20 protein-coding genes are annotated in these 24,247 nt (G+C 41.7%); 1 reads left to right on the top strand and 19 read right to left on the bottom strand.

The window, feature by feature from the left end; translation table 11 throughout:
- Position 1 precedes the first annotated feature (1 nt).
- The 11 genes from rlmN to GXK58_RS03985 form a co-directional block, all read right to left on the bottom strand.
- Positions 2-1,093, bottom strand: a complete 1,092-nt coding sequence (gene rlmN, locus GXK58_RS03935; protein ID WP_160720068.1) for a 23S rRNA (adenine(2503)-C(2))-methyltransferase RlmN — start codon at positions 1,091-1,093, stop codon at positions 2-4.
- A 3-nt stretch (positions 1,094-1,096) separates the two neighbouring features.
- Positions 1,097-2,446 (bottom strand): 16S rRNA (cytosine(967)-C(5))-methyltransferase RsmB, encoded by a 1,350-nt coding sequence (rsmB, locus tag GXK58_RS03940; protein WP_160720070.1) that lies wholly within the window; start codon positions 2,444-2,446, stop codon positions 1,097-1,099.
- A 1-nt stretch (position 2,447) separates the two neighbouring features.
- On the bottom strand, positions 2,448-3,389 hold the full coding sequence (gene fmt / locus GXK58_RS03945) for a methionyl-tRNA formyltransferase (protein WP_160720072.1): 942 nt from the start codon (positions 3,387-3,389) through the stop codon (positions 2,448-2,450).
- Positions 3,386-3,871, bottom strand: coding sequence for a peptide deformylase (def, locus tag GXK58_RS03950; RefSeq protein ID WP_160720074.1), 486 nt, complete (start codon positions 3,869-3,871; stop codon positions 3,386-3,388). Before def ends, fmt begins: the two co-directional genes overlap by 4 nt.
- Positions 3,872-4,041: 170 nt before the next feature.
- The gene (gene priA / locus GXK58_RS03955; RefSeq protein WP_160720076.1) at positions 4,042-6,453 is read right to left on the bottom strand and encodes a primosomal protein N'; all 2,412 of its coding nucleotides are present in this window, start codon (positions 6,451-6,453) and stop codon (positions 4,042-4,044) included.
- On the bottom strand, positions 6,440-7,663 hold the full coding sequence (gene coaBC, locus GXK58_RS03960) for a bifunctional phosphopantothenoylcysteine decarboxylase/phosphopantothenate--cysteine ligase CoaBC (RefSeq protein WP_160720078.1): 1,224 nt from the start codon (positions 7,661-7,663) through the stop codon (positions 6,440-6,442). Before coaBC ends, priA begins: the two co-directional genes overlap by 14 nt.
- A gap of 187 nt (positions 7,664-7,850) precedes the next feature.
- The gene (gene rpoZ, locus GXK58_RS03965) at positions 7,851-8,069 is read right to left on the bottom strand and encodes a DNA-directed RNA polymerase subunit omega (protein WP_160720080.1); all 219 of its coding nucleotides are present in this window, start codon (positions 8,067-8,069) and stop codon (positions 7,851-7,853) included.
- Position 8,070: 1 nt separating this feature from the next.
- Positions 8,071-8,685: a guanylate kinase gene (gene gmk / locus GXK58_RS03970; RefSeq protein WP_160720082.1), complete on the bottom strand. Its 615-nt coding sequence runs from the start codon at positions 8,683-8,685 to the stop codon at positions 8,071-8,073.
- 12 nt (positions 8,686-8,697) lie between these two features.
- A complete protein-coding gene (gene remA / locus GXK58_RS03975; protein ID WP_101647389.1) occupies positions 8,698-8,961 on the bottom strand; it encodes an extracellular matrix/biofilm regulator RemA in 264 nt (87 codons plus the stop codon).
- A gap of 61 nt (positions 8,962-9,022) precedes the next feature.
- Positions 9,023-9,898: a YicC/YloC family endoribonuclease gene (locus GXK58_RS03980; RefSeq protein ID WP_160720084.1), complete on the bottom strand. Its 876-nt coding sequence runs from the start codon at positions 9,896-9,898 to the stop codon at positions 9,023-9,025.
- Positions 9,899-10,000: 102 nt separating this feature from the next.
- Positions 10,001-12,679 carry a calcium-translocating P-type ATPase, SERCA-type gene (locus GXK58_RS03985; RefSeq protein ID WP_160720086.1) on the bottom strand — a complete coding sequence of 893 codons (2,679 nt, stop codon included), beginning with the start codon at positions 12,677-12,679 and terminating at the stop codon, positions 10,001-10,003.
- A 163-nt stretch (positions 12,680-12,842) separates the two neighbouring features.
- Between GXK58_RS03985 and GXK58_RS03990 the strand changes: the two genes are divergently transcribed.
- Positions 12,843-14,552 carry an Rqc2 family fibronectin-binding protein gene (locus GXK58_RS03990; protein ID WP_202171290.1) on the top strand — a complete coding sequence of 570 codons (1,710 nt, stop codon included), beginning with the start codon at positions 12,843-12,845 and terminating at the stop codon, positions 14,550-14,552.
- A 135-nt stretch (positions 14,553-14,687) separates the two neighbouring features.
- Here the strand turns inward: GXK58_RS03990 and pyrE are convergent, their stop codons facing one another.
- From pyrE to GXK58_RS04030, 8 genes are read right to left on the bottom strand one after another with little or no spacing between them, the layout of a single operon-like run.
- Complete coding sequence (gene pyrE / locus GXK58_RS03995) at positions 14,688-15,341, bottom strand: orotate phosphoribosyltransferase (protein WP_160720090.1); 654 nt, start codon at positions 15,339-15,341, stop codon at positions 14,688-14,690.
- Positions 15,338-16,054 carry an orotidine-5'-phosphate decarboxylase gene (pyrF, locus tag GXK58_RS04000; RefSeq protein WP_160720092.1) on the bottom strand — a complete coding sequence of 239 codons (717 nt, stop codon included), beginning with the start codon at positions 16,052-16,054 and terminating at the stop codon, positions 15,338-15,340. The genes pyrE and pyrF overlap by 4 nt, the downstream gene beginning before the upstream one ends.
- On the bottom strand, positions 16,026-16,967 hold the full coding sequence (locus tag GXK58_RS04005; protein WP_160720094.1) for a dihydroorotate dehydrogenase: 942 nt from the start codon (positions 16,965-16,967) through the stop codon (positions 16,026-16,028). Before GXK58_RS04005 ends, pyrF begins: the two co-directional genes overlap by 29 nt.
- Entirely contained in the window at positions 16,964-17,737 is a 774-nt protein-coding gene (locus tag GXK58_RS04010) for a dihydroorotate dehydrogenase electron transfer subunit (protein ID WP_160720096.1), read from the bottom strand. Before GXK58_RS04010 ends, GXK58_RS04005 begins: the two co-directional genes overlap by 4 nt.
- Complete coding sequence (gene carB / locus GXK58_RS04015; RefSeq protein WP_160720098.1) at positions 17,734-20,940, bottom strand: carbamoyl-phosphate synthase large subunit; 3,207 nt, start codon at positions 20,938-20,940, stop codon at positions 17,734-17,736. Before carB ends, GXK58_RS04010 begins: the two co-directional genes overlap by 4 nt.
- Positions 20,933-22,024 carry a carbamoyl phosphate synthase small subunit gene (locus GXK58_RS04020; protein ID WP_160720100.1) on the bottom strand — a complete coding sequence of 364 codons (1,092 nt, stop codon included), beginning with the start codon at positions 22,022-22,024 and terminating at the stop codon, positions 20,933-20,935. The genes carB and GXK58_RS04020 overlap by 8 nt, the downstream gene beginning before the upstream one ends.
- Complete coding sequence (locus GXK58_RS04025) at positions 22,021-23,307, bottom strand: dihydroorotase (RefSeq protein WP_160720102.1); 1,287 nt, start codon at positions 23,305-23,307, stop codon at positions 22,021-22,023. Before GXK58_RS04025 ends, GXK58_RS04020 begins: the two co-directional genes overlap by 4 nt.
- Positions 23,267-24,235, bottom strand: coding sequence for an aspartate carbamoyltransferase catalytic subunit (locus tag GXK58_RS04030; RefSeq protein WP_237389560.1), 969 nt, complete (start codon positions 24,233-24,235; stop codon positions 23,267-23,269). Before GXK58_RS04030 ends, GXK58_RS04025 begins: the two co-directional genes overlap by 41 nt.
- Positions 24,236-24,247 lie beyond the last annotated feature (12 nt).

Genomic DNA, 24,247 nt, shown 5'->3' on the forward strand with positions numbered 1-24,247 from the left:
TTCACCTCGTCTCTTCTTTCCGCTCCTTTGCACGAAGTTGTCCACATGCTGCAGCAATATCAGACCCCTGCTCTCGGCGGATGGTAACATTAATCCCTAAATTTTTCAATGTCTTCTCAAAAGCAAAAATTTTATCCCGCGGTGTACGTACATAATCTCTTTCCGGTACATAGTTTACAGGGATTAAATTCACGTGACATTTTATTCCTTTTAAAAGGGCGGCTAATTCTTCTGCATGCTCTGTAGAATCATTTACTCCGCCAAAAAGGCCGTATTCAAAGCTTACACGCCGACCGGTCTTATCGATATAATAACGCACCGCTTTCATTAAGTCATCAAGTTTATATGCCCTATTAATCGGCATTAATCTAGAACGAAGTTCGGTATTTGGTGCATGAAGCGAAATAGCAAAATTAATTTGCGTATTTTCATCTGCAAATTTATAAATTTTTGGAACAATTCCGCTGGTCGAAACGGTAATATGTCGAGCCCCGATATTCAGTGCTTTATCATGATTGATGATCTTTAAAAAGGCCATCATGTTATCATAATTATCAAAAGGTTCCCCAATGCCCATAATAACGACTGAATCAACGCGCTCATTTGTTTCATCCAATGCTTGTTGTACCTTGACCACTTGGGCAACAATTTCACCTGCTTCCAGGTGCCTTTTTAACCCTCCAAGTGTCGATGCACAGAAGGTACAGCCAATCCGGCAGCCCACTTGGGTTGTTACACAAATGGAATTCCCATAATCGTGGCGCATTAGGACAGTTTCAATTGAATAACCATCATGAAGTTCGAATAAAAATTTAATGGTACCATCTGTTGAGGTCTGCTGGATGATTGTATTCAATGTAGTAAATTGAAAAGATTCCTCTAGTTTGTCTCTTAGACCTTTTGAAAGATTGCTCATATCTTCAAACGACTTAATCCTTTTTTTGTAGAGCCAATCGAAAATCTGCTCGGCGCGGAAAGGTTTTTCTCCATTCTCCGCCAGCCAGTCTTTTAATTCGTGAAGCTGAGGTGAATAAATTGATTTTTTCTTTATGTCCAATGTTGTTTTCGTCTCAGTTGTATTTAATTGTTCCAACTGTTACACCCTCTTTCGTAAAACTGCTATATAAAATCCATCAGAACCAATATCCTGTGGGAAGATTTGCAAATCATAACCTGTAATTAAAGGCTGAATGGCTTCAGGCATTCTGCTTTTAAAAGTCGCATCTCCTTCGAATTCTGGATGATTCTCTAAAAACGTCTTAACCGTATGCTCATTTTCCCCTTTATCTACCGTACACGTACTATAAACAAGAATGCCGCCCTTTTTTAGGAGCGGAGTAACCGACTCTAATAAGTCTTGCTGAATAGTGCTTAAACGTTCAATGTCTTGTTCCGTTTTTGTATATTTCATGTCAGGTTTCCTTCTCATGACCCCAAGACCAGAACAAGGGGCATCAAGAAGAATTCGATCAAAAGATTCAAGCTTGAACTTTTCCTGTAAGTGTCTAGAATCGGAAACACTTGTGATTATATTAGATAACCCCAGCCGCTTAGCATTATCATTGATCAATCTCACTTTGTGCTGATGAAGGTCAACCGAGATCACTTCACCGGTATTATTCATTTTTTCGGCAATATGGGTACTTTTCCCGCCAGGCGCCGCACATGCGTCAAGTATATATTCATTCTCATTTGCACCCAATGCATAGGCAGCAAGCATTGAACTCTCGTCTTGAATGGTGAACATTCCATAATTAAAGGAGATTGTCGAAGCTAAGTTCCCCTTTAATGACCTAATCGCCTCAGGGATAAAGGGACTTTTCTCAATTTCAAATCCATCCTCTTCTAATAGCGCCACACATTCATCTCTCGAAATTTTTGTAAGATTCACTCTGGCTGTTTGCAATGGGGCTGTTAAATTAATCTCACACATTTTCTTCGTCTTATCATAACCAAATTGATTCACCCATCTCGTTACCAGCCATTCAGGATGACTAGTTTCCAGTGATAATCGCTTAATCGGATCTGAAACGTCGTTCAGAGATGGCAGCCCGTTTCTTTGAATGTTCCTAAGCACCCCATTTACCAAACTCGCTATGCCTTTATGCCCTCGTTCTTTGGCTATTTCCACAGCTTCAAAAATAGCAGCCCGGTCTGGGATTCGATCAAGGTACACCATTTGATAGAGCGTTAGTCTAAGTAAATGATGAATCCAATTAGCTAATTTCTTATTGTCTTTGACGAATGGATTCAAATAGAAATCCAGCTCCATTCGTCTTTGCAAGGTTCCATACGTCAGTTCAGTTAATAATCCCACATCTACAGCGGACAATTGATTCTTTTCAATTGTGCTGTTAAGCAGTAAGTTGCTATATGATTGATTTTTCTCAATGGTCACTAAAAGATCCATTGCCATTGCACGTACATTATTTTTTGTTCTGGTCATCTTAATCTCCCAGCTTAGTGCCTAATGTGATTTTTGAACCGGCACCTCTTAAAAATTGTTCACTTTGCATCTTAGTTTTACCAGAAGGCTGCAGTTCAATAATTTTTATTGCTGTCTCATTACCTGTTCCAACTGTAAAACCATCGGATTCAATTTTTAAAATTGTTCCTGGTTCGCCCTTTAAACCAGTAACTTTTTTGGACTGCCAAATCTTTAAGACCTGACCTTCCATTGTAGTAAAAGCAACTGGCCACGGGTTTAATCCGCGGATATGGTTATAAATTTCCTCTCCCGTTTTTTGCCAATCAATCTTTTCCTGCTCGCGTTTGATGTTGGTAGCAAATGTGGCTTCCGCCTCGTTTTGGGGCTTAGGAGTAAGGCGGCCTGCAAGTAAAGATGGCAGGGTCTCCGATAGCAGTTCTGCCCCCGCTTGACTTAACTTTTCAAAAAGTGTTCCAACATTATCATCTTCACTGATTGGTACTTCAACACTCGTTAGGATATCACCGGCATCCAGCTTTTCAACCATATACATGATGGTCACACCGGTTTTCTTTTTCCCTTGAATAATGGCGTAATGGATAGGGGCTCCTCCGCGAAGTTCAGGTAACAGCGAGGCATGTACGTTTATGCATCCGAATTTTGGAGCTTCTAACAGTTTTTTAGGTAAAATTTGCCCAAACGCAGCCGTCACAATTAAATCGGGCTCTAAAGCAAGAATTTTGGCGAGTTCTTCTTCTTGGCGGATCTTTTCCGGCTGGTAGACAGGAATACCCTGTTTAACTGCCTCTACCTTTACTGGGGTCGGGGTTAATACTTTCTTTCTTCCTACTGGACGGTCCGGCTGAGTCACTACCCCAATGACTTCATAACCGTCCTTAATGATTTGCTGTAAAACTGGTACTGAAAAATCGGGTGTCCCCATAAAAACTATTTTGGTCATTCACTTTCTACTCCTTTTAACTCATCTTCCTCAAGATATCTTGAAACTTTTGTTGTAAAAAGAATACCATCGAGATGATCGATTTCATGCTGAATGGCTCTCGCCAAGAAACCTTCTGCCTCAAAGCTATACTTTTTTCCTTTTCGGTCAAAAGCTTCAATCTTAACAAAGTTTGGGCGGGTTACCTCGCCATATAATCCAGGAAAGCTCAGACAGCCTTCCGGGTCCGTTTGTTCACCGGATGTGGCGATAATGCGCGGGTTAATCATTTCTATCGTACCGTTCTGGTCATCAATATCTACAATCGCAATTCGGGCATCAAGTCCAATTTGTGGAGCAGCAAGTCCAACTCCATCAAATTCAATCATCGTATCATACATATCATCAAGGATACGTCCTAATTTCTTATCAAAACTCACCACTGCCTTGCAGGACTTCTCCAGAATCTCAGCAGGATGAATTACAATTTTTCTAATTGCCAATATTTGTTCCCCCATTAGTCAAAAGCTAGTAAGCTGTATTTTTTATTTATTGATTTCCGGTAACGTCCGGCTTTAGTGCTTCAGCCCTGCGCCTAAGAGCTTATCTTTTTATCATTTTCACCTAAAATCAAAAAACATAATCTTTATCTTCAGTTATATTAAGCGTGTGCCTACATTAAAATAACTGGATTAACATCGATCGAAACCTGTAACCCGCTTCTTGCATCTTTCTGATATTGGTCGAGTATCGTTTTAAGCGTGTTACTTAGGTTCGGTTCCCGCTTGTATTTTATCAAACATTGATATCGATATCTATTATTTATCCTAGGGATGGAAGATGCTGAAGGTCCTAATACAACCGCCTGTGCTGAAACTTGTGTGCGGACATAGTTCACTATTTTTTCCGTAGTAGAAACGACTTGTATCAAGTTTTCATGACTAACTGTAATCAGTGAAAGATAATAAAAAGGAGGATAGTCACGTAATTTCCGGATCAACATTTCCCGTTGATAAAATAAGTCATAGTCCTGACGGGCAGCAAGCTCAATGCTGTAATGTTCCGGTGTATACGTTTGAATGACCACTTCACCTGGCAGTTGATGTCTTCCGGCTCGACCGCTGACTTGTGTAAGCAATTGAAACGTCTTTTCAGAAGCACGGAAATCCGGTAAATGAAGGCTTGTATCAGCCGAAAGCACACCAACTAAGGTAATGTTTGGGAAATCCAATCCCTTTGCAATCATTTGAGTCCCTAGTAAAATATCTGCTTTTCCATCTTTAAAGTCATTAAGCAGCTTCTCATGGGCCCCTTTTCGGCCTGTCGTATCTACATCCATGCGAATAACTCTAGCCTCAGGCAGGATCTTGCCAAGCTCCTCTTCTACTTTTTGTGTTCCCGTTCCAAAATAACGAATATATTCACTATTACATTCAGGACATGTATTTGGCGTATGGCTTTCATACCCGCAATAATGACATTTCATCTGTTCATTTACGCGGTGGTAGGTTAGAGAAATATCACAGTTGGGACAGTTTACCACATAACCGCAATCCCTGCACATGACGAAAGACGAATGGCCGCGCTTATTTAAAAATAACACCGTTTGCTGTTTTTTTTCGATCCGGTCCTTAAGCATCTCAAACAGCTTTCGGGAAAACATCGAGCGGTTGCCTTCACGAAGCTCCTCACGCATATCAATGATTTCGACAGAAGGGAGCTCTTGGTTATTCATTCTCCCCGGCAAAGTCAACAGGTGATATACCTGCTTTTGTGCTCTGGCGAAAGATTCAAGGGAAGGGGTCGCACTTCCAAGCACAACCGGACAGTTATACGTTTTTGCTCTTTCTATGGCGATATCCCTGGCATGATAGCGCGGCATTTCTTCCTGTTTATAACTTGTTTCGTGCTCTTCATCAATAATGATAATGCCGATATTCTCGAAAGGAGCAAATATGGCCGATCGTGCACCAACAACTACTTTTACTTCCTTTCGTTGAATCTTACGCCATTCATCATATTTTTCGCCTGCGGATAAACCACTGTGCAAAACAGCCACCAAATTACCAAATCTTCCTTTAAACCGGTTGACCATTTGCGGGGTGAGAGCAATTTCAGGGACGAGGACAATCGCTTCTTGACCTTTTTCGATTACTTCCTGGATGGACTGTAAATAGACTTCTGTTTTTCCACTGCCTGTTACTCCATAAAGTAAAAACACCTCATGCTGGTCCTGTTCGATTGAATGGAGAATAGGGCCGATTGCCTGCTGTTGGGAATCTGTTAAGGGAAGAGGCTTAGTCCGTTCAAAGGTCCGATGTTCAAATGGATCTCTGTATACTTCTTTATCAAACTCTATCAATAGTTTTTTTTCTACTAAGGCTTTTATCGTCTGCCTTCCCGTTTGGAGTTCATCCGATAAAGTTTTTAATTCAACCTCATCACCATGCTCTGCAAAATAACGTAAAACCTGCTTTTGCTTTTCTGCATTAGAAGGAATGTCTCGAATAGCCCCTAATAATTCTTCTTTAGTAACGGAAGGACGAACGAATTTCCGTTGTTTCTTTCTAACTCGTTCTTTGACTATATAAACAACTTCTAAATGACCTTTTGCAGCCTCACGCTGTAATTGAGGACCGATCCCCATTTTAATGGCTTCTTCCCAGTCAAGTTCACCCTCATTCTCAAAGAAAGCTTGCAAGTGTGAGGGTAATTCGTTGACAGCCCCCCTGTTTGCAAGCCTGACTTTTTTTTCGTATTTTGCTTTTAAAGCAGCCGGAAGCATCACTTGATAGGCAAAAATCTTAAAACATAGGGTGTGATCTGTCAGCCAGTTACCTAGTTCTAATAATTCCTCATTTAAAACGGGCTTTAAATCCATCGGCTCGATTATTTCTCTCAGCTTGTTGAAGTCAGATTTTGATTTTAAGCCCACGACAAAGCCTTGGATATGTCGCGGACCAAAAGGAACAATGACCCTCATGCCCGGCTGAATGGTTCCGCTCCACTGTTCAGGAATCAGATAATCAAAAGCCCGGTCTGTTTGTTTTGTCGGAACATCGACTATAACGCTAGCTATTTCCATTTGTTTTCATATCCTTAAATAATGAAGTAATTTCTTCAATAATTTTACCAGCAACCTCATGCTTTGACATAAGCGGTAAATGAATAACTTCTCCCGACCGTTTAAAAATAGTGACGATATTTGTATCTGTACCGAATCCGGCACCTTCCGCTTTTACGTTATTGGCAACAATCATATCCGCATTTTTCTTGTTTAATTTACTCTGAGCATATTCTTCAAGGTGGTCTGTCTCTGCAGCAAAACCAACCAGAATCTGATTTTCTTTTCTAACCCCAAGCTCAAACAAAATATCATTTGTCCGTTCAAGCTCAATGTTTGTATCCCCTGCTTGTTTTTTCACCTTATGGTCAAAGGTAACTTTCGGACGGTAATCAGCAACTGCTGCCGTTTTAATAACTACATCTGCTGAGTCATAGCAGGTTAAAACCGCCTGATACATTTCTTCCGCACTCTCGACTATTACAAGCTCTACACCCTGTGGGGATGTTAATGAAACAGGGCCTGAAATCAGTATGACACGTGCCCCCTGTTTAACGGATTCTTCAGCTAACGCGTAACCCATCTTTCCAGAGGAATGGTTCGAGATAAACCGGACGGGATCTATTTTTTCACGGGTAGGTCCTGCCGTTATAACGATTGTTTTACCCTTTAATAACTGTCGGCTTTGTTGACTGAAGTAATTTTGAATTAACTTCACAATATTCTCCGGCTCTTCTAGTCGGCCCTTTCCAACATAACCACAGGCAAGGTACCCTTCACTTGGCTCAATGAATTGGCAGCCATATTCCGCGAGTAAAGCCAGATTCTTTTTAACCGCAGGGTGGTCGTACATATGCACATTCATAGCAGGGGCAATCCACACAGGTGAGGTTGCTGCAAGCAATGTGGTTGTGATCATATTATCCGCAATTCCAGCGGCTAATTTGCCAATTGTGTTAGCCGTGGCTGGGGCGACAAGAATCAAATCAGCCCAATCTGCTAAATCAATATGTGCAATCACTTGTGGATTTTTCTCATCAAAAGTGTCCGTAAACACATCATTCCTTGATAAGGCCTGAAAGGTTAAGGAAGTAACAAATTTCTCTGCCGATTCACTTAATATGACCTTCACGTTAAAGCCTGCCTGAACAAGCTTACTCGTAAGTGCTGCTGCTTTATAAACAGCGATCCCTCCAGTGACACACAATAGGATGTTGCGTACCTTACTCATTTTTAAAGCCCCCACTCTTGTCCATTACTTTATCTTTTATTATGCTAGAAAAGCTCTATTTTTTCATCTATTTACTAACGAAAAAGCTCCATTCATCTCGGAGGTAAAATAAAAAGGCTGACATACAGGCGATTCCCTTTTGTCAGACCTTCGTTCAACTTATTTATGATGCCTGATGGCCGGACGATTACTCACCAGATGTTTCTGCCTTTTTTGAAACACGATATGTTAGTTCCCCGCTATAGATTTCCTCTAACGCTTTTCCTACATACTTGTAGGATACATACTTAGGAAGTCTCTCATCTTTTACCTGTGACATCACGCGTGCACGCTTTGCAGCAACAGATACAAGGGAATATTTTGAATCAATTTTTTCTAATAATGAGTCAATAGACGGATATAACATATTATTCAACCTCCAGCAATTTTTTATAGCGTTGTTCGACTCTTTCTCGGCGGCAGTGTTCTGCTGTTACAATCGCTTTTACGCGTTTGCAGGCAAGCTCCACCTGGTCGTTCTCTACTACATAATCATATAGTTCCATCATTTCAATTTCTTCACGGGCACTTAACATTCTATTTTGAATGATATCTTCTGTTTCCGTACCTCTTGTCACAATCCTGTTTTTCAGTTCAGACAAGCTTGGAGGCATGAGGAAAATAAATAATCCCTCAGGGAACTTCTCTCGTACCTGACGTGCACCTTTTACTTCAATTTCTAAAAAAACATCTTTCCCGGCATCTAATGTTTGACGTACATAATCAACAGGAGTCCCATAATAATTGCCGACAAATTCAGCGTACTCTAATAACTTGCCCTGTTCAATTAACTGTTCAAACTCTTCACGGGTTTTAAAAAAGTAATCAACACCGTCCACTTCCCCTTCGCGTGGAAGGCGGGTGGTCATAGAAATGGAATATTCAAAGGCGGTATCCGGATGAGAGAAAATCTCTTTACGAACCGTTCCTTTCCCAACACCGGAAGGTCCGGACAATACAATCAGCAACCCTTTTTCCTGCATATTATGAAAATCCTACCCTTCATCAATAATTTCATCACGGTCTGTTAAGCGATTGGCAACCGTCTCCGGCTGTACAGCTGAAAGAATGACATGGTCACTATCCATAACGATTACAGCACGTGTCCGCCTGCCATAAGTAGCGTCAATTAATGATCCCCGATCCCTTGCATCTTGAATAATTCGTTTAATTGGCGCAGACTCCGGGCTGACAATGGAAATAATTCGATTGGCAGATACAATATTGCCAAATCCAATATTGATTAATTTAATCGACATGGTTACTCATCCAATCATTAATAATATATTTTGACCGTGTAAAACAGTTTCTAAACAAACCCTATTCGATATTCTGAACCTGTTCCTTCAGCTTTTCAAGTAAACTTTTGATTTCAACCACTTTTTTAGCAATATTTGAATCATTTGCTTTTGAGCCGATGGTATTGGTCTCTCTATTCATTTCTTGAACTAAAAAATCCAGCTTTCTGCCAATGGGTTCATTTTCATCTAACGTCTGTAAAAATTGCTGGATGTGACTTCTTAAACGGGTAATTTCTTCATTAATATCTGCTTTATCTGCAAAAACAGCTGTCTCGGTCAGAATTCTCGTCTCATCGAGCTGCCCATTTAGAAATTCCTGCATTCTTTTGGTCAACCGTTCTTTAAAAGCTTGAACCACCAATGGTGCAAATTTCTGAAGGTCCGTTATATCCGTCTCCATTTGAGCAGTTATCGCGAGTAAGTCTTGTTTAAGTATTTCACCTTCTGCCATCCGCATTTGCTTAAGCATGAGAACAGCTTCTTCTGTGGCTGACAGGACCAGCTTTTCAATCTCTTCATTTCCTGCATCAATTTCTTCAATATGTATGAGCTCTGCTCGCGTCAGCAAATCTTGCAGGGTAATCGTCCCATCTAATCCATATTTACTTTTAGCATCATTGATAAGTTGATAATATTGATCAATCAACTTCCAATCTGCCTGGAGCTTCCTTGAGACCATCCCTTCCCCATCAACACTTACATACACTTCGACACGGCCGCGGCGAATATGCTGACTTAAGATTTTCTTCATTTTATCTTCTATAATTAATAGTTGTCGTGGCATACGGATATTGATCTCAGAAAAACGGTGGTTCACTGTTTTAATTTCAACATTCACCGAAAAAGTCCCTGAGGCTGATTTTCCTCTGCCAAACCCTGTCATACTAAAAACCATCACGTACACATCCAATCTTTGATAATGATCGGCTCTAAATTTTTCAAAAATAACAAAAGGTAATAGAAATGAATTCTATCACCTTTTGGATTATAACACACTTTATTTTGTTTTTCTTAATAAAAATGATCCTGCTAGTAAAAAAGTTGGAACGGAAGACAATCCTAATATCAACAGCCAATCTTTTGCTGAGATAGGAAGTGTGTGGAAAATAGGCTGTAATGGCGGGTAGTAAATAGCAACTAACATTAGTAATAGTGATGAAATAACCGCCCAAACAAGATATTGATTGCCGAAAGGATTTCTCGATAAAACAGACTTCTCACTGCGGCAGTCAAATACATGGATCAACTGAGCCATAACCAAGGTTGCAAATGCCACCGTCTGTGCATATTGCAGCTGCGTCGGATCATTATGGTAAACGATCATAAATGATAATAGGGTAACTAGTCCTATTAGGAATCCGCGAGAGATTACCTTCCAGCCAAGACCTCGCGAGAAAACACCCTCATTCGGACTGCGCGGCCCGCGCTTCATTACATTTTCCTCTGGTTGATCCAATCCTAATGCCATTGCTGGCAGACCGTCTGTCACTAGATTAACCCAAAGAATTTGAATCGGTACGAGCGGGAGCGGAAGGGCTAAAAGCATGGCAAACAGCATGACCAAAATCTCTCCGACATTGGAGGCTAGCAAATATCTGACAAACTTACGGATATTTTCATAGATGTTTCTACCTTCTTTGATCGCAGCTTTGATGGTGGCAAAATTGTCATCTAATAAAACAAGTGCAGAGGCTTCTTTTGCAACATCTGTTCCCGTAATCCCCATGGCTACGCCAATATCGGCTGCCTTAATAGCTGGTGCATCATTTACTCCATCACCCGTCATCGCGACGATATGCCCTCTATTTTGCAGGGCTTTAACGATTTTCAGCTTGTGTTCTGGAGAAACCCTGGCAAATACAGAGACATCATCGACTACCTCTTCTAGATCCTCAACAGACATCTCAGCTAGTGCTTTTCCGTCAAGCACCTTGCTTTTTTTGGTCAAAATCCCCAGCTGGGAGGCAATCGCTTTTGCAGTAATCACATGGTCACCGGTAATCATGACGGTTTTGATGCCAGCATCCTTACATTCTTTTACTGCCGCTTTGACTTCTGGTCTTGGCGGGTCGATCATCCCCTGAACCCCAATAAAGGTTAATTTTTTCTCCGCCTCGTTGTCACTTAAAATGAGCGTGTTGGCGGGGATTGGTTTATAAGCAATGGCAATAGTTCTTAATGCCTGGGAAGCCAGTCCATTAATTGCTTCCTGAACCTTCGTTTGCGTGTCCTTATTTAAGTATTGTGTTCGCTCGTCCCACAGAACGGACTCACAGATGCCTAATACAACATCTGGTGCCCCCTTTGTAACAATGAAGTTCCGGCCTTGTTTATCTTTCACATGGATACTCATCATTTTCCTGGTAGAATCAAAAGGGAATTCATTGACAATCGTAAACTCTTCCAATAGTTTTTGACGTTCAAATCCTGCTTTCATCGCACTGACTAGAAGAGCGCCTTCCGTCGGGTCTCCGTCAAGGATAAAATCGTCCTCTTTAACGGCCAGTTCGGAATGGTTGCATAACATTCCAAAGATAAGCATTTGCTGAAGCGACTTCTCATCTCTTGGCTGTACCGTTTGGTCTTCCCGGTAAAAGTTTCCTTGCGGCTGATAGCCGACACCGTCAACCGTCCACGTCTGCCCACCGCTCCAAAGGTGGGTCACCGTCATTTTGTTTTGAGTCATGGTTCCGGTTTTATCCGAACAAATAACGGATGCACATCCGAGAGTTTCAACAGCCGGCAGTTTCCTGACAATGGCATTTTTCTTAATCATTTTTTGGACACCTAGTGACAAGGCCACAGTTACAATTGCCGGCAAACCTTCAGGTATGGCTGCTACAGCTAAAGAGACCCCAGCTAAAAACATTTCATATAATTCATGTCCCTGGACCACTCCCACAATCACTACCAAGACTGTCAGTGCCAACGCCACGGTAATCAATATTTTTCCAAGCTGCTCTAAACGACGTTGCAGCGGTGTATCTTGGGACTCTGCATTTTGCAATAAATCCGCAATTTGTCCCATCGCCGTTTTCATACCGGTTGCAGTGACCACACCTAATCCGCTTCCACGTGTAATCATCGTCCCCATGAAGGCGATGTTTTCCATATCACCAATACCAGGATTAGGATTGCTGAGCGGATTAATATGCTTGGTAACAGGCACGGACTCACCAGTCAATGCTGATTCTTCTATTTCTAAACTTTTTGACTCTATAATACGTACATCTGCACCAATCCTGTCGCCGCTTGCGAATTTAATAATATCGCCAATCACTATTTCTTTAGAAGGAATTTTTAACCATTGTCCTTCGCGCAGTACGGAGACTTGCGGAGCGGATAACTCTTTTAGGGCTTGCAGTGATTTTTCCGCCCGCCGTTCCTGATAAAAACCCAGGAATCCGTTAATAATCACAATCGCTATGATTGCAATTGCATCGATATACTCGCCAAGCAAGCCAGATATTAATGTGGCAGCTAACAGCACTAAAACCATAAAATCTTTAAATTGGCTGAAGAACAAAAGTAGAGCAGATTGTTTTTCGCCTTCCTCTAATTCGTTTAGCCCGTGCTGTTTAACCCGTTTCTTTACTTCATCCTGCGATAATCCAGAAGAAAAGTCGGTTTCTAGAGCCTTTTCTACTTGATCGATCTTCATTTCATGGAATTTCATCCGACCATCTCACTTCCCCCTTTTATAGACTTGCTCTAAGGAAAGCTTATTCAGGGTCGTCCAAAAAAATGCTAGATGAAATGTTTAAGATAGGTTAAATTAAGACAGATATTATTCAGATAGGATATAATTGAAACATAGCATTTAGAAAAGGATGTTTTCCATGTCATTTGATGGTTTATTTACAAAAGCAATGGTGGATGAATTGGTTCGTTCCCTCAAGGGCGGACGGATTAACAAAGTCCATCAGCCATATAAAAATGAAGTCATTTTAACGATTCGTGCCAACGGAGTGAATCAAAAACTATTATTATCGGCTCATCCAAGTTACGCCAGGGTTCAATTCACGAACGAAGCCTATGACAATCCCAGTGAGCCGCCAATGTTCTGTATGCTTCTTAGAAAGCATATTGAAGGATATATATTAGAGGATTTATATCAGGTCGGTAATGACCGGATCATTGTGTTAGAAATTAAGGGAAGAAATGAAATTGGCGATATCAGCTATAAGCAGTTGATTATCGAAATTATGGGACGTCATAGCAATATTGTCTTAGTGGATAAAACGCGCAATCTCATACTTGATAGTATTAAGCATGTTTCATTTGCGATAAACAGCCATAGGGCGATCCTTCCTGGACAGCCGTATATTAACCCGCCAGAACAAAATAAAGTAGATCCGTTTACCGCAAGTGAAGAGGATGTATTAAAGAAGGTTGATTTTATGGGCGGTAAGCTTGACCGTCAGCTTGTCGACCACTTTGGAGGTGTCTCCCCGCTATTTGCGAAGGAAGTGATCTTTCAAAGCGGACTGGCCAATCGTACCACCGTTCCGGCGACGTTTATCCGTTTTATGAAAAAAATAAGTTCTGGTGATATTGCTCCTTCGATTATGAATGCAAATGGTAAAGAATTATTTTATTTATTCCCGCTCGAGCATGTAAACGGAGATGTACGGACCTTTCCTGCACTTAGTGAAATGCTCGACCGTTTTTACTTCGGTAAAGCTGAACGTGACCGCGTCAAACAGCAGGGAAATGATATTGAAAGATTTATCAGTAATGAAAAAGAAAAGAATGAGAAGAAAATTGATAAACTCCAGAGGACATTGGAAGAGGCAGAGAAAGCAGAAAAGTTCCAACTTTATGGAGAGTTGTTAACTGCTAATCTATATGCGGCCAAAAAGGGTATGAAAGAAATTGAAGTTCTTAATTACTATGATGAAAATGGCGGCATGGTGGTTATTCCGCTCGATACAAGGAAGACTCCATCTGATAATGCGCAGAAGTATTTTTCCAAATATCAGAAGGCTAAGAATTCGATTTCCATTGTGATGGAGCAAATTGAAATGGCACGTGAGGAAGTCGAGTATTTTGATAATTTGCTGCAACAGGTCCAAGCAGCCTCGCCAAAAGACCTTCAAGAAATCCGTGAGGAACTTGTGGAGGGCGGGTATCTCCGCGAACGGCAAAAACGGAATGTGAAAAAGCTTCAGAACGCAAAGCCGGTACTCGATCATTTTGTTGCGTCCGATGGGACAGAGATTATTGTTGGTAAGAATAATAAACAAAATGATTACCTTACGAATAAGTTGGCAGCCCGCGATGAAATTTGGCTTCATACAAAGGATATTCCTGGGTCACATGTGGTAATCCGAAGTAAGGAACCTTCTGAAGAGACGATTCTTGAAGCAGCAAATTTAGCGGCCTATTATAGTAAGGCTCGTAATTCCGGATCGGTACCTGTCGATTTTACAAAAGTGCGCCACGTGAAAAAACCGAGTGGAGCCAAGCCTGGATTTGTCATTTACGATAACCAGCAAACGGTTTATGTCACTCCAGACGAAGAATTGGTTCTAAAACTAAAAAAATGATGCAAAAACGGGAGCTTTTGGCTCCCGTTTTTTATTTACCGGCACTTTTTAATGTTTTATCGGCGCTTTCTTATGTTTTATCGGCACTTTAGCATATTTTATCGGCACTTTTTAAATTCTCTTGTTTAAAAAAATTTATTTTAGCAGTGATGCTGCTTCCTCGAACTTTTTGCTCCATGCAGCTGGATCTTTGCTCCATAATAACAAGCTTTCTTGATTTTCCGCACTTACATAGCCCTTATCAATTGCCACTTCAATCAGTGTAGAAAAATCAGTAATTGAAAAACTCTTAATATTTTCCTCTGCAAATACTTGTTTTCCTTTTTCAAGACCGTATGTAAAAATGGATACGACCCCTAGTACGTCACATCCTGCCTCTTTTAGTGCATCAACGGCCGTTACGACACTGCCTCCAGTAGAAATCAAGTCTTCAACTATGACGACTTTTTGGCCGGCCTCGGCTTTTCCTTCAATTTGATTCCCTTTCCCATGACCCTTTGCTTTTGAACGAACATAGCACATTGGAAGGTCCATAAGGTCACTTACCCATGCCGCATGAGGAATTCCAGCTGTTGCTGTCCCAGCGACTACCTCAGTTCCAGGAAAGTTTTCTTCAATCAGCTGCTTCAGTCCTGCAGCAATAGCTCTCCTCACCTCAGGGTATGAAAGTGTTAAACGATTATCACAATAAATGGGGGAACGAAGTCCTGATGTCCATGTAAACGGCTCCTCAGGTTTTAAGGCAACCGCATTGATTTCTAGTAATTTTTCAGCAATTAATTGTTTCATTGTGTTACTCCCTTCCATGCTTCCATCCATTGTTCATAAGTCTTAACCGGGTCAAGTGATCGTGTAATTGAACGACCTACAACAATCGAGCTTACCCCCATCGTCCGTGCAGATTCAGGTGTTGTCACCCGTTTTTGGTCTCCTACATGATCTGAAGCCATTCGTATACCTGGGCATACTGTTAAAAATGATTGTCCTGTCTTCTCTTTAATCGCAGCAGCTTCCCATGCCGAGCAAACGACACCATCTAATCCTGCTTGTCTCGTATTGGCGGCATAGTGAAGTACCGATTCCTTCAAGGAGACCGGAATAAGCTGCTCTTTTTGCATCTGTTCTTCAGAGGTACTTGTTAATTGAGTGACGGCGATACAGCTTGGTCGTTTCCGTCCAGCAGGGGTTCCTGCCTCAAGACCTTCCAGCGCCGCCCTCATCATTTCAATTCCACCAGCCGCATGAACATTAACTAAATCACATTCTAGCCGGGCTAAACCCTTCATCGCACTTTTCACGGTGTTCGGAATATCATGAAGCTTTAAATCAAGGAAAATTTGGTGCCCTTGTTCTTTTAATTGGTGAATGATGGAAGGGCCTTCCTGGTAGAATAACTCCATCCCTACTTTTACAAAGAGCTCCCTGCCCGCAAATGGTTTTAAAAATTCATTTACTTCTTTGATGCCTGGAAAATCAAGCGCGATGATAAGCGAGTTGTCCATTCGTTTTCCAGCTCCTTCCTGTACATTCACTGATGTGTTCAAATCCTAATTTACTAAGCAGTTCAGGTAACTCCTCAATAATGGTCGGGCAAACAAATGGGTCAACAAAGTTGGCTGTTCCGACCGCCACGGCACTTGCCCCCGCGTAAAAATATTCAATTACATCGGCAGCTGTCTCCACGCCGCCCATACCGATAATTGGGATTTCAACAGCCTGGCTTACTTCGTGAATCATCCGGATTGCAACTGGCTTAATGGCTGGACCTGATAATCCGCCAGTCCGGTTAGCCAGTACAGGTTTTCCTGTTTTTAAATCAAGTCTCATCCCAATCAGGGTATTAATCATCGTCAAACCATCGGCACCACCAGCTTCAACAGCCTTGGCCATTTCCACAATGTTCGTTACATTTGGTGATAATTTTACATAAACCGGTACCTCGGAAACCTCTTTTACTTTACGGGTTAGCTCTTTAGCTGTTTCAGGGATCGTTCCAAACGCAATCCCGCCTGTTTTTACATTAGGACAAGAGATATTCAGTTCTAGTGCATGAACATTAGGCGCTTTAGAAATCTCACGGGCAACACTCACGTAGTCCTCTTCTAGCGAACCAGCCACATTGGCAATAATGGGCACATCATATTGAGACAAAAATGGCAGTTCTTCACTAAGGACTTTTTGAAGACCAGGATTTTGCAGGCCAATGGCGTTCAACATACCCGCAGATGTTTCAGCAACACGCGGTGTTGGATTTCCGAACCTAGGCTCTACTGTTGTGGCTTTAATCATAATCGCCCCAAGGACACTCAAATCATAGAACTGACTATACTCTCTGCCAAACCCAAAGCAGCCAGATGCAGGCATGATTGGGTTTTTTAGGTTTAAGCCTGGTAATTCGATGTTCAAACGACTCATATCAATACCTCCCCGGCTCGGAAAACAGGACCATCGCTGCAGACTTTTTTATAGGCAACTCCTGTTGGATCGTCTTTCTTTTTGCATACACAGGCAAAACAGGCACCAATGCCGCAGCCCATCCGCTCTTCTAAAGATAAAAACACCTTTTTATCTTGATAATTTTGCTCAATCGCTCTTAACATCGGTGTTGGTCCACATGTATAGATACAATCAAATTGCAATTCTTTCATTACATCCGTTACAAAGCCCCTTCTTCCATAAGAACCATCTACTGTCGTGATATAGGTTTCCCCATTTTTCATAAATTCATCTTCGTAGAAGACAGCTGATGCGGTCTGGAAGCCAAGAACATGGATGACCTTAACCCCTTTTTCAACTAATTGATTTGATAGTTCATATAGTGGAGGCACACCAATTCCGCCGCCAACAAGGAGGGCTGTATCCCCTTTGCTGACCTCATCCACAGGAAAGCCATTGCCGAGTGGACCAAGGATGTCGACATTCATCCCTGGTCTTAATTTGGCTAGCATGCTTGTTCCTCTTCCATCTTTACGGTAAATCATCGTTAAATTTTTTTGTTCCAGATCGTACGAAGAAATACTTATTGGTCTGCGCAACAGCGGATCTAAACCATTGGATACTTTGATATGGACAAATTGACCTGGTGACGTGATTTGCGTCACCAGTTCTCCATTAATAGTCAGCTCATAAATATCTGAAGCTATTTCTTTTTGGCTTAGAATTTTGCATAATTCTTTTTGGATCATGCAAATACTGCCTCCTTTTTCATGGCTGTCATCGGTTCTGCTGAGAAGTTCATAGATTCAATCACCTTTAAGATTGCATCAGCTGTATCCAGTGAGGTTAAGCAAGGAACACCATTCTCAACCGCTTCACGTCGGATTCTAAAGCCATCACGTTCTGGCTGCTTGCCTTTTGTTAGAGTATTAACAATGAACTGGGCATCTCCATTATGGATGACATCCAATAGCGTTTTTCCTTCTGAACCAATTTTCCCAACCACTTTTACTCTTAGGCCTGCAGCTTCTAAAACGGCTGCTGTACCGCTTGTTGCCATTAGACGATAACCAATGTTTGAGAAACGCTTCGCAAGTTTTAATGCTTCTTCTTTATCCTTATCGGACACTGTGAACAATACGGTTCCGAATGGCTGGATTTTCATCCCTGAAGCCACTAATCCTTTATATAATGCTTTTTCGAGGGTGGCATCCTTGCCCATTACTTCACCCGTAGACTTCATTTCAGGTCCAAGCGTGATATCTACACTCTTCAGTTTGGCGAAAGAGAAGACAGGAACCTTAACATATACTCCTTCTTTTTCAGTAACAAGACCCGGAATGTAACCTTGGTCAAGGATAGATACTCCAAGAATCGCTTGGGTTGCAATTTTAGCCATTGGAATATTCGTAATTTTACTTAAGAAAGGAACGGTACGGCTGGATCTTGGGTTAACCTCTAGAACAAACACTTCGTCGCCTGCAAGTACATATTGTATGTTTAGTAATCCAATAATGTTTAAGCCTCTTGCTAGTTTCTCTGTATACTCAACAAGGGTTTGTTTGGTTTTCTCACTTAGCGTTTGCGGCGGGTAAACAGCAATCGAGTCACCTGAGTGAACCCCAGCTCGTTCGATATGTTCCATAATGCCTGGGATTAATACGTTGGTCCCATCACAAATCGCATCTACTTCAATCTCTTTTCCTGTTAAATAACGGTCAATCAAAACAGGATGTTCAGGATTTACATTTACTGCGTTTTTCATATAGTAAAGAAGTTCTTCTTCACGGTAGACGATCTCCATCGCTCTTCCGCCTAACACGTAAGAAGGACGGACAAGAACCGGATAACCGATTTCGCCGGCAATCACCAGTGCTTCTTCCACTGACATGGCTGTTTTTCCTAACGGCTGCGGGATATTTAATTGTTGAAGAGCCTGTTCAAATTTATCGCGATTTTCTGCGCGGTCTAAATCTTCTAAGCTTGTTCCGAGAATTTTCACACCGTTTTCTTCAAGTTTAGCTGCTAGATTGATCGCGGTTTGTCCGCCGAATTGAACAACTACCCCTACTGGTTTTTCTAAATCAATGATACTCATTACATCTTCAATCGTAAGCGGCTCGAAGTAAAGCTTATCGGAAATACTGAAATCAGTCGATACGGTTTCTGGATTATTGTTGATAATAATCGCTTCATAGCCTGCTTCTTTAATCGCTTTTACAGAGTGAACCGTCGCATAATCAAATTCAATTCCTTGGCCGATTCGGATCGGTCCAGAACCTAGGACGATCACACTACTTTTCTCTGTCACAATCGACTCGTTTTCCTCTTCATAGGTGCCATAGTAGTAAGGTGTTGCCGATTCGAATTCTGCTGCACAAGTATCAACCATTTTATATACAGGTTTAATCTCTTGATTCTTTCTGGTCTGATAAATTTCTCTTTCCGATACATTCCATAATTCAGCGATTTTTTTATCAGTAAAGCCTTTTTGTTTGGCCTCTAGTAAAATTTCGGTTTCGAAAGGATTGGCTGCGATTGCCTTTTCCAGTTCAATAATTCGTTCCATCTTCTTTAGGAAGAACAAATCGATTTTACTCCATTCATGAATGGTGTCTATTGTTAATCCACGTTTTAACCCTTCTGCGATGTAAAAGAGTCTTTCATCTCCCGCTTTACGGATCCGCTTCTCAAGTAATTCATCATCAATCTCAGAAGCACCGTTTAGTTCAAAGTGATGAACGCCTGCTTCAAGGGATCTGATCGCCTTCAATAACGATTCTTCGAATGTACGGCCAATCGCCATAATCTCACCGGTTGCTTTCATTTGCGTACCAAGTGAACGATTACCCGATTCGAACTTGTCAAACGGCCATCTTGGGATTTTCGTCACGATATAATCAAGCGCTGGCTCAAAGCTTGCATAGGTTTTTCCTGTTACGGGGTTTAACATTTCATCAAGTGTTAAACCGACTGCAATTTTGGCTGCAAGCTTTGCAATAGGGTACCCTGTTGCTTTTGACGCTAATGCCGAAGAACGGCTAACACGTGGATTTACTTCGATAATATAGTAATTATAGCTATAAGGATCAAGAGCAAGCTGGACGTTACAGCCGCCTTCAATACCTAAGGCACGGATAATTTTTAATGAAACATTTCGAAGCAGCTGATACTCACGGTCACTTAATGTCTGGCTCGGTGCCACAACAATCGAATCCCCAGTGTGTACGCCGACAGGATCGATGTTTTCCATGTTACAAACCACAATCGCATTATCGTTTGCATCACGCATTACTTCATATTCTATTTCCTTGAAACCAGCGATACTTTTTTCTAGTAAACATTGAGTTACGGGGCTGTGCTTTAAGCCGCTAGTAACGATTTCTTCTAATTCCTCATCGTTGTGGCAAATTCCGCCGCCTGTTCCCCCTAATGTAAAGGCAGGACGGACAATTACTGGAAAGCCAATTTTTTCAACAAATGCTTTTGCCTCTGATAATTCATGAATGATTTCACTATCTGGAACTGGTTCGTTTAATTCATTCATTAGGCTGCGGAAAAGGTCGCGGTCCTCAGCTTGGTTAATCGCTGAAAGTTTCGTGCCAAGAATTTCCACTTCACATTCAGCTAAAACGCCTGATTTTGTAAGATCAACCGCCAGGTTAAGGCCTGTTTGTCCGCCAAGGGTCGCAAGCAGTGCATCTGGGCGTTCTTTGCGAATGATTCTGCTGACAAATTCAACGGTTAATGGTTCGATATAAACGGCATCTGCCATTTCTGTATCTGTCATAATGGTTGCAGGGTTTGAGTTTACGAGAATAACACGATAGCCCTCTTCTTTTAGAGCAATACACGCCTGTGCCCCTGCATAGTCAAATTCTGCTGCCTGGCCGATGACAATGGGTCCTGAACCGATTACTAGAATGGATTTGATATCTGTACGTTTAGGCATTTGCTGAAACCTCCTGTTTGTGCTTTTCCATCATGTGAATGAATTGGTTAAATAGGCCGTTTGCATCTTCTGGTCCTGGGGATGCTTCGGGATGATATTGAACAGTGAATGCTGGATAATCTAGATGTTTTAGTCCTTCCACTGTACCGTCGTTCACTGCAATGTGAGTAACTTCTAATCTTGTATTTTTAATCGATTCTTCTTCCACTGTATAACCGTGGTTTTGTGAAGTAATCGCAACCTTTCCTGTTGAAAGGTCTTTGACCGGATGGTTTGAACCACGGTGACCGAACTTCATTTTTTCTGTGTTAGCTCCGCACGCTAGGGCAAATAACTGATGACCTAAGCATATTCCAAACAATGGCACTCTGCCTAATACACCTTTTAGCATATCGATTGCTTCTGGAACATCCTTTGGATCTCCAGGTCCATTTGACAGCATAATACCGTCCGGACGTAACTGAAGGATTTCGTCTGCTGTTGTATGATATGGAACTACAACCACATCACAATCACGGTGGTTAAGTTCCCGTAAGATTCCGTGCTTCATTCCAAAATCCACAAGAACCACTCGTTTGCCGCGGCCTGGGCTTGGATAAGCATTTTTAGTGGAAACTTGTTTTACTTGATTCGTTGGAAGCGGAGCTTTTTGCAATTGGCTCAAAACTTCTTGTGGATCTTTTTCGATGCTGCAGATGGCACCTTTAAGTGTACCGTATTGACGGATAATCCGTGTTAATTTACGTGTATCAATCCCTGCAATCCCAGGGATTTTCTTCATGTCAAAGTATTCGTCTAAGGTATATTCATTTCTCCAGTTGGATGGGAAGTCTGCTGCCTCTTTAACAACCAGCCCCTTTACAGCAGGGTTAATAGACTCAAAATCGTCGCGGTTGATCCCGTAATTGCCGATCAGCGGGTAGGTTAAGGTTACAATTTGTCCGCAATAGGATGGGTCAGAAATAATTTCCTGATAGCCAGTCATCCCTGTATTAAAAACAACTTCACCAATTGTTTCTGTATCACTGCCGAAGCCTTTACCAATAAAAATTGTGCCATCTTCTAAAATTAGTTGTTTTTTCATACTAACACACGTCCTTTTTCCCAAGCGATTTCTCCTCCAGCGATTGTCATTTCCGGCCAACCTTTACATTTCCAACCGCCAAATGGTGTATTTTTTCCTTTTGATAAGAATTCCTCTGTATTAATTTCTTGTTCTTTATCTAAGTTCAAGAGAACTAAATCTGCTGCTGCTCCAACTTCAATTCTTCCATATGACAGGCCAAATGCATCTGCCGGTTTGACTGTTAAATAATCGATTAACTGTTCGAGTGTCATTACATTTTTTAAGACAAGGTGCGTGTATAGAAGCGGAAACGCTGTTTCTAGCCCGACGATGCCAAATGGTGCAAGCGTCATTCCCTCTGCTTTTTCTTCTGCTGTATGCGGAGCATGATCGGTTGCAATGAAATCAATCGTTCCGTCTAAGAGCCCTTCTATTAAGGCTTTGCGGTCTTCCGCAGAACGAAGCGGCGGATTCATTTTAAAGTTGGCATCCAAGCCTGGGATATCATCTTCAGATAACAATAAGTGATGCGGTGTTACCTCTGCTGTTACTTTTATTCCTGCTCGTTTCGCATCTCTAACTACCCTGACTGATTCCTTTGTGCTGATATGGCAGACATGATAATGGCAGTCCGCTGCTTCCGCTAACAGCACATCTCTGGCAATTTGAACAGATTCACAGATAGATGGAATTCCATTTAATCCATGCTTCTTGGCAAATGAACCATCATGGACAGAACCCTTGTTGATTAATGTGTTTTCTTCACAGTGAGCGACAATCGCCATATCAAGTGCGGCCGCTTTCTGCATCGCTTCAAGCATCATGTTTGCCGATTGTACGCCAACCCCGTCATCCGTAAAGGCAAACGCGCCATTAGCTTTCAAGCCCTCAAAATCCGTTAACTCCTGACCTAACTGGCGGATGGTGATGGACGCATATGGAAGCACCCTAACCCTTGCAGTCTCCTTAATTCGTTTTTGCAAGTCCTCCATGTTAGTAATGGTGTCAGGCACCGGTCTTGTGTTTGGCATGTTGGCAATAGTGGTAAATCCGCCTCTTGCTGCTGCTGCTGTTCCGGTTGCGATGGTTTCTTTCTTTTCGCCGCCTGGTTCACGCAGGTGTACATGCAGGTCGATAAATCCAGGTGAGACTAATTTTCCTTCAGCGTTCACTGTCCGATCCGCAATTGCATCTATTTTCTTTTCAATCTTTGTAATTACGCCATCTTCTATTAATATATCGCCCTGTTTCTTTTCTCCGTTAGAAGCTATGTAGCATGTGTTTTGAATAAGTAGTTTCATTTTGGTTTCCTCCTTCAAGGCTCTCGATTGATCTTTTGATTGCTGCCATTCTCACGTACACACCGTTTTCCATTTGCTTAAAGATTCTTGAACGCTTGCACTCTACAAGACTATCAGCTATTTCTACATTTCTATTAACTGGAGCAGGGTGCATGATAATGCTGCCCGGCTTCATCATTTTTTCTCTTTCAATAGTAAGTCCGTATTGTTTGTGATATTCATTTGCCGTGAAGCTGCTTTTTTGTTGATGGCGTTCATGTTGAACTCTTAACAGCATAACAACATCCGATTCTTGAATTGCTTGATCAATCGGTCTGTATTTTGACATATCCGCACTGCGGGAATCAAACCACTCTTCAGGACCTGAGAATATCACTTCCGCCCCTAACCTAGTTAGTACATCTGCATTTGAACGGGCCACTCGGCTATGGCGAATGTCTCCAATAATAGCGATTTTCAACCCATCGAATTGACCATACTCTTCATGAATGGTCATTAAATCTAAAAGTGATTGTGTAGGATGATGTCCGCACCCATCACCGCCATTAATAATCGGAATGTTCACTTTCCCTACTAACTCATCAAAGTAGCGGTCCTGGTCGTGACGAATGATCACTGTTTTTACACCGATAGATTCTAATGTTTTAACTGTATCATAAAGTGTTTCCCCTTTTTGAACACTTGATGTCAGGACTTCAAAGTGGATTGCATCAAGACCTAACCTTTTTTGAGCTACTTCAAAACTGCTCTTTGTTCTTGTACTTGGTTCAAAAAATAGGTTGGCGGCAAATATTTTTCCTTCTGGATGCCACTCCATTCCTTTTTTAAAGTTATGAGCATCATTTAAGATTTGATAAATCTCATCCACCTTTAATTCATTCGTGGTTAATAAGTGTTGTAACATCCATTTCCCGCCTTTCGTATTCATAAAAAACACCCT

Origin of the sequence: Bacillus sp. USDA818B3_A (genome assembly GCF_009928415.1) — a bacterium.
Lineage (GTDB): Bacteria > Bacillota > Bacilli > Bacillales > Cytobacillaceae > Neobacillus.

Coding starts and splice junctions, on each gene's coding strand:
- GXK58_RS03985 (WP_160720086.1), bottom strand. CDS start 12,679: ATGAAATTCCATGAAATGAAGATCGATCAAGTAGAAAAGGCTCTAGAA.
- GXK58_RS04030 (WP_237389560.1), bottom strand. CDS start 24,235: ATGAATACGAAAGGCGGGAAATGGATGTTACAACACTTATTAACCACG.
- rsmB (WP_160720070.1), bottom strand. CDS start 2,446: ATGACCAGAACAAAAAATAATGTACGTGCAATGGCAATGGATCTTTTA.
- GXK58_RS03990 (WP_202171290.1), top strand. CDS start 12,843: ATGTCATTTGATGGTTTATTTACAAAAGCAATGGTGGATGAATTGGTT.
- rpoZ (WP_160720080.1), bottom strand. CDS start 8,069: ATGTTATATCCGTCTATTGACTCATTATTAGAAAAAATTGATTCAAAA.
- priA (WP_160720076.1), bottom strand. CDS start 6,453: ATGGAAATAGCTAGCGTTATAGTCGATGTTCCGACAAAACAAACAGAC.
- gmk (WP_160720082.1), bottom strand. CDS start 8,685: ATGCAGGAAAAAGGGTTGCTGATTGTATTGTCCGGACCTTCCGGTGTT.
- GXK58_RS04010 (WP_160720096.1), bottom strand. CDS start 17,737: ATGATCCAAAAAGAATTATGCAAAATTCTAAGCCAAAAAGAAATAGCT.
- GXK58_RS04005 (WP_160720094.1), bottom strand. CDS start 16,967: ATGAGTCGTTTGAACATCGAATTACCAGGCTTAAACCTAAAAAACCCA.
- GXK58_RS04020 (WP_160720100.1), bottom strand. CDS start 22,024: ATGAAAAAACAACTAATTTTAGAAGATGGCACAATTTTTATTGGTAAA.
- remA (WP_101647389.1), bottom strand. CDS start 8,961: ATGTCGATTAAATTAATCAATATTGGATTTGGCAATATTGTATCTGCC.
- fmt (WP_160720072.1), bottom strand. CDS start 3,389: ATGACCAAAATAGTTTTTATGGGGACACCCGATTTTTCAGTACCAGTT.
- GXK58_RS04025 (WP_160720102.1), bottom strand. CDS start 23,307: ATGAAACTACTTATTCAAAACACATGCTACATAGCTTCTAACGGAGAA.
- pyrE (WP_160720090.1), bottom strand. CDS start 15,341: ATGAAACAATTAATTGCTGAAAAATTACTAGAAATCAATGCGGTTGCC.
- coaBC (WP_160720078.1), bottom strand. CDS start 7,663: ATGAGTAAGGTACGCAACATCCTATTGTGTGTCACTGGAGGGATCGCT.
- pyrF (WP_160720092.1), bottom strand. CDS start 16,054: ATGGACAACTCGCTTATCATCGCGCTTGATTTTCCAGGCATCAAAGAA.
- carB (WP_160720098.1), bottom strand. CDS start 20,940: ATGCCTAAACGTACAGATATCAAATCCATTCTAGTAATCGGTTCAGGA.
- GXK58_RS03980 (WP_160720084.1), bottom strand. CDS start 9,898: ATGGTTTTTAGTATGACAGGGTTTGGCAGAGGAAAATCAGCCTCAGGG.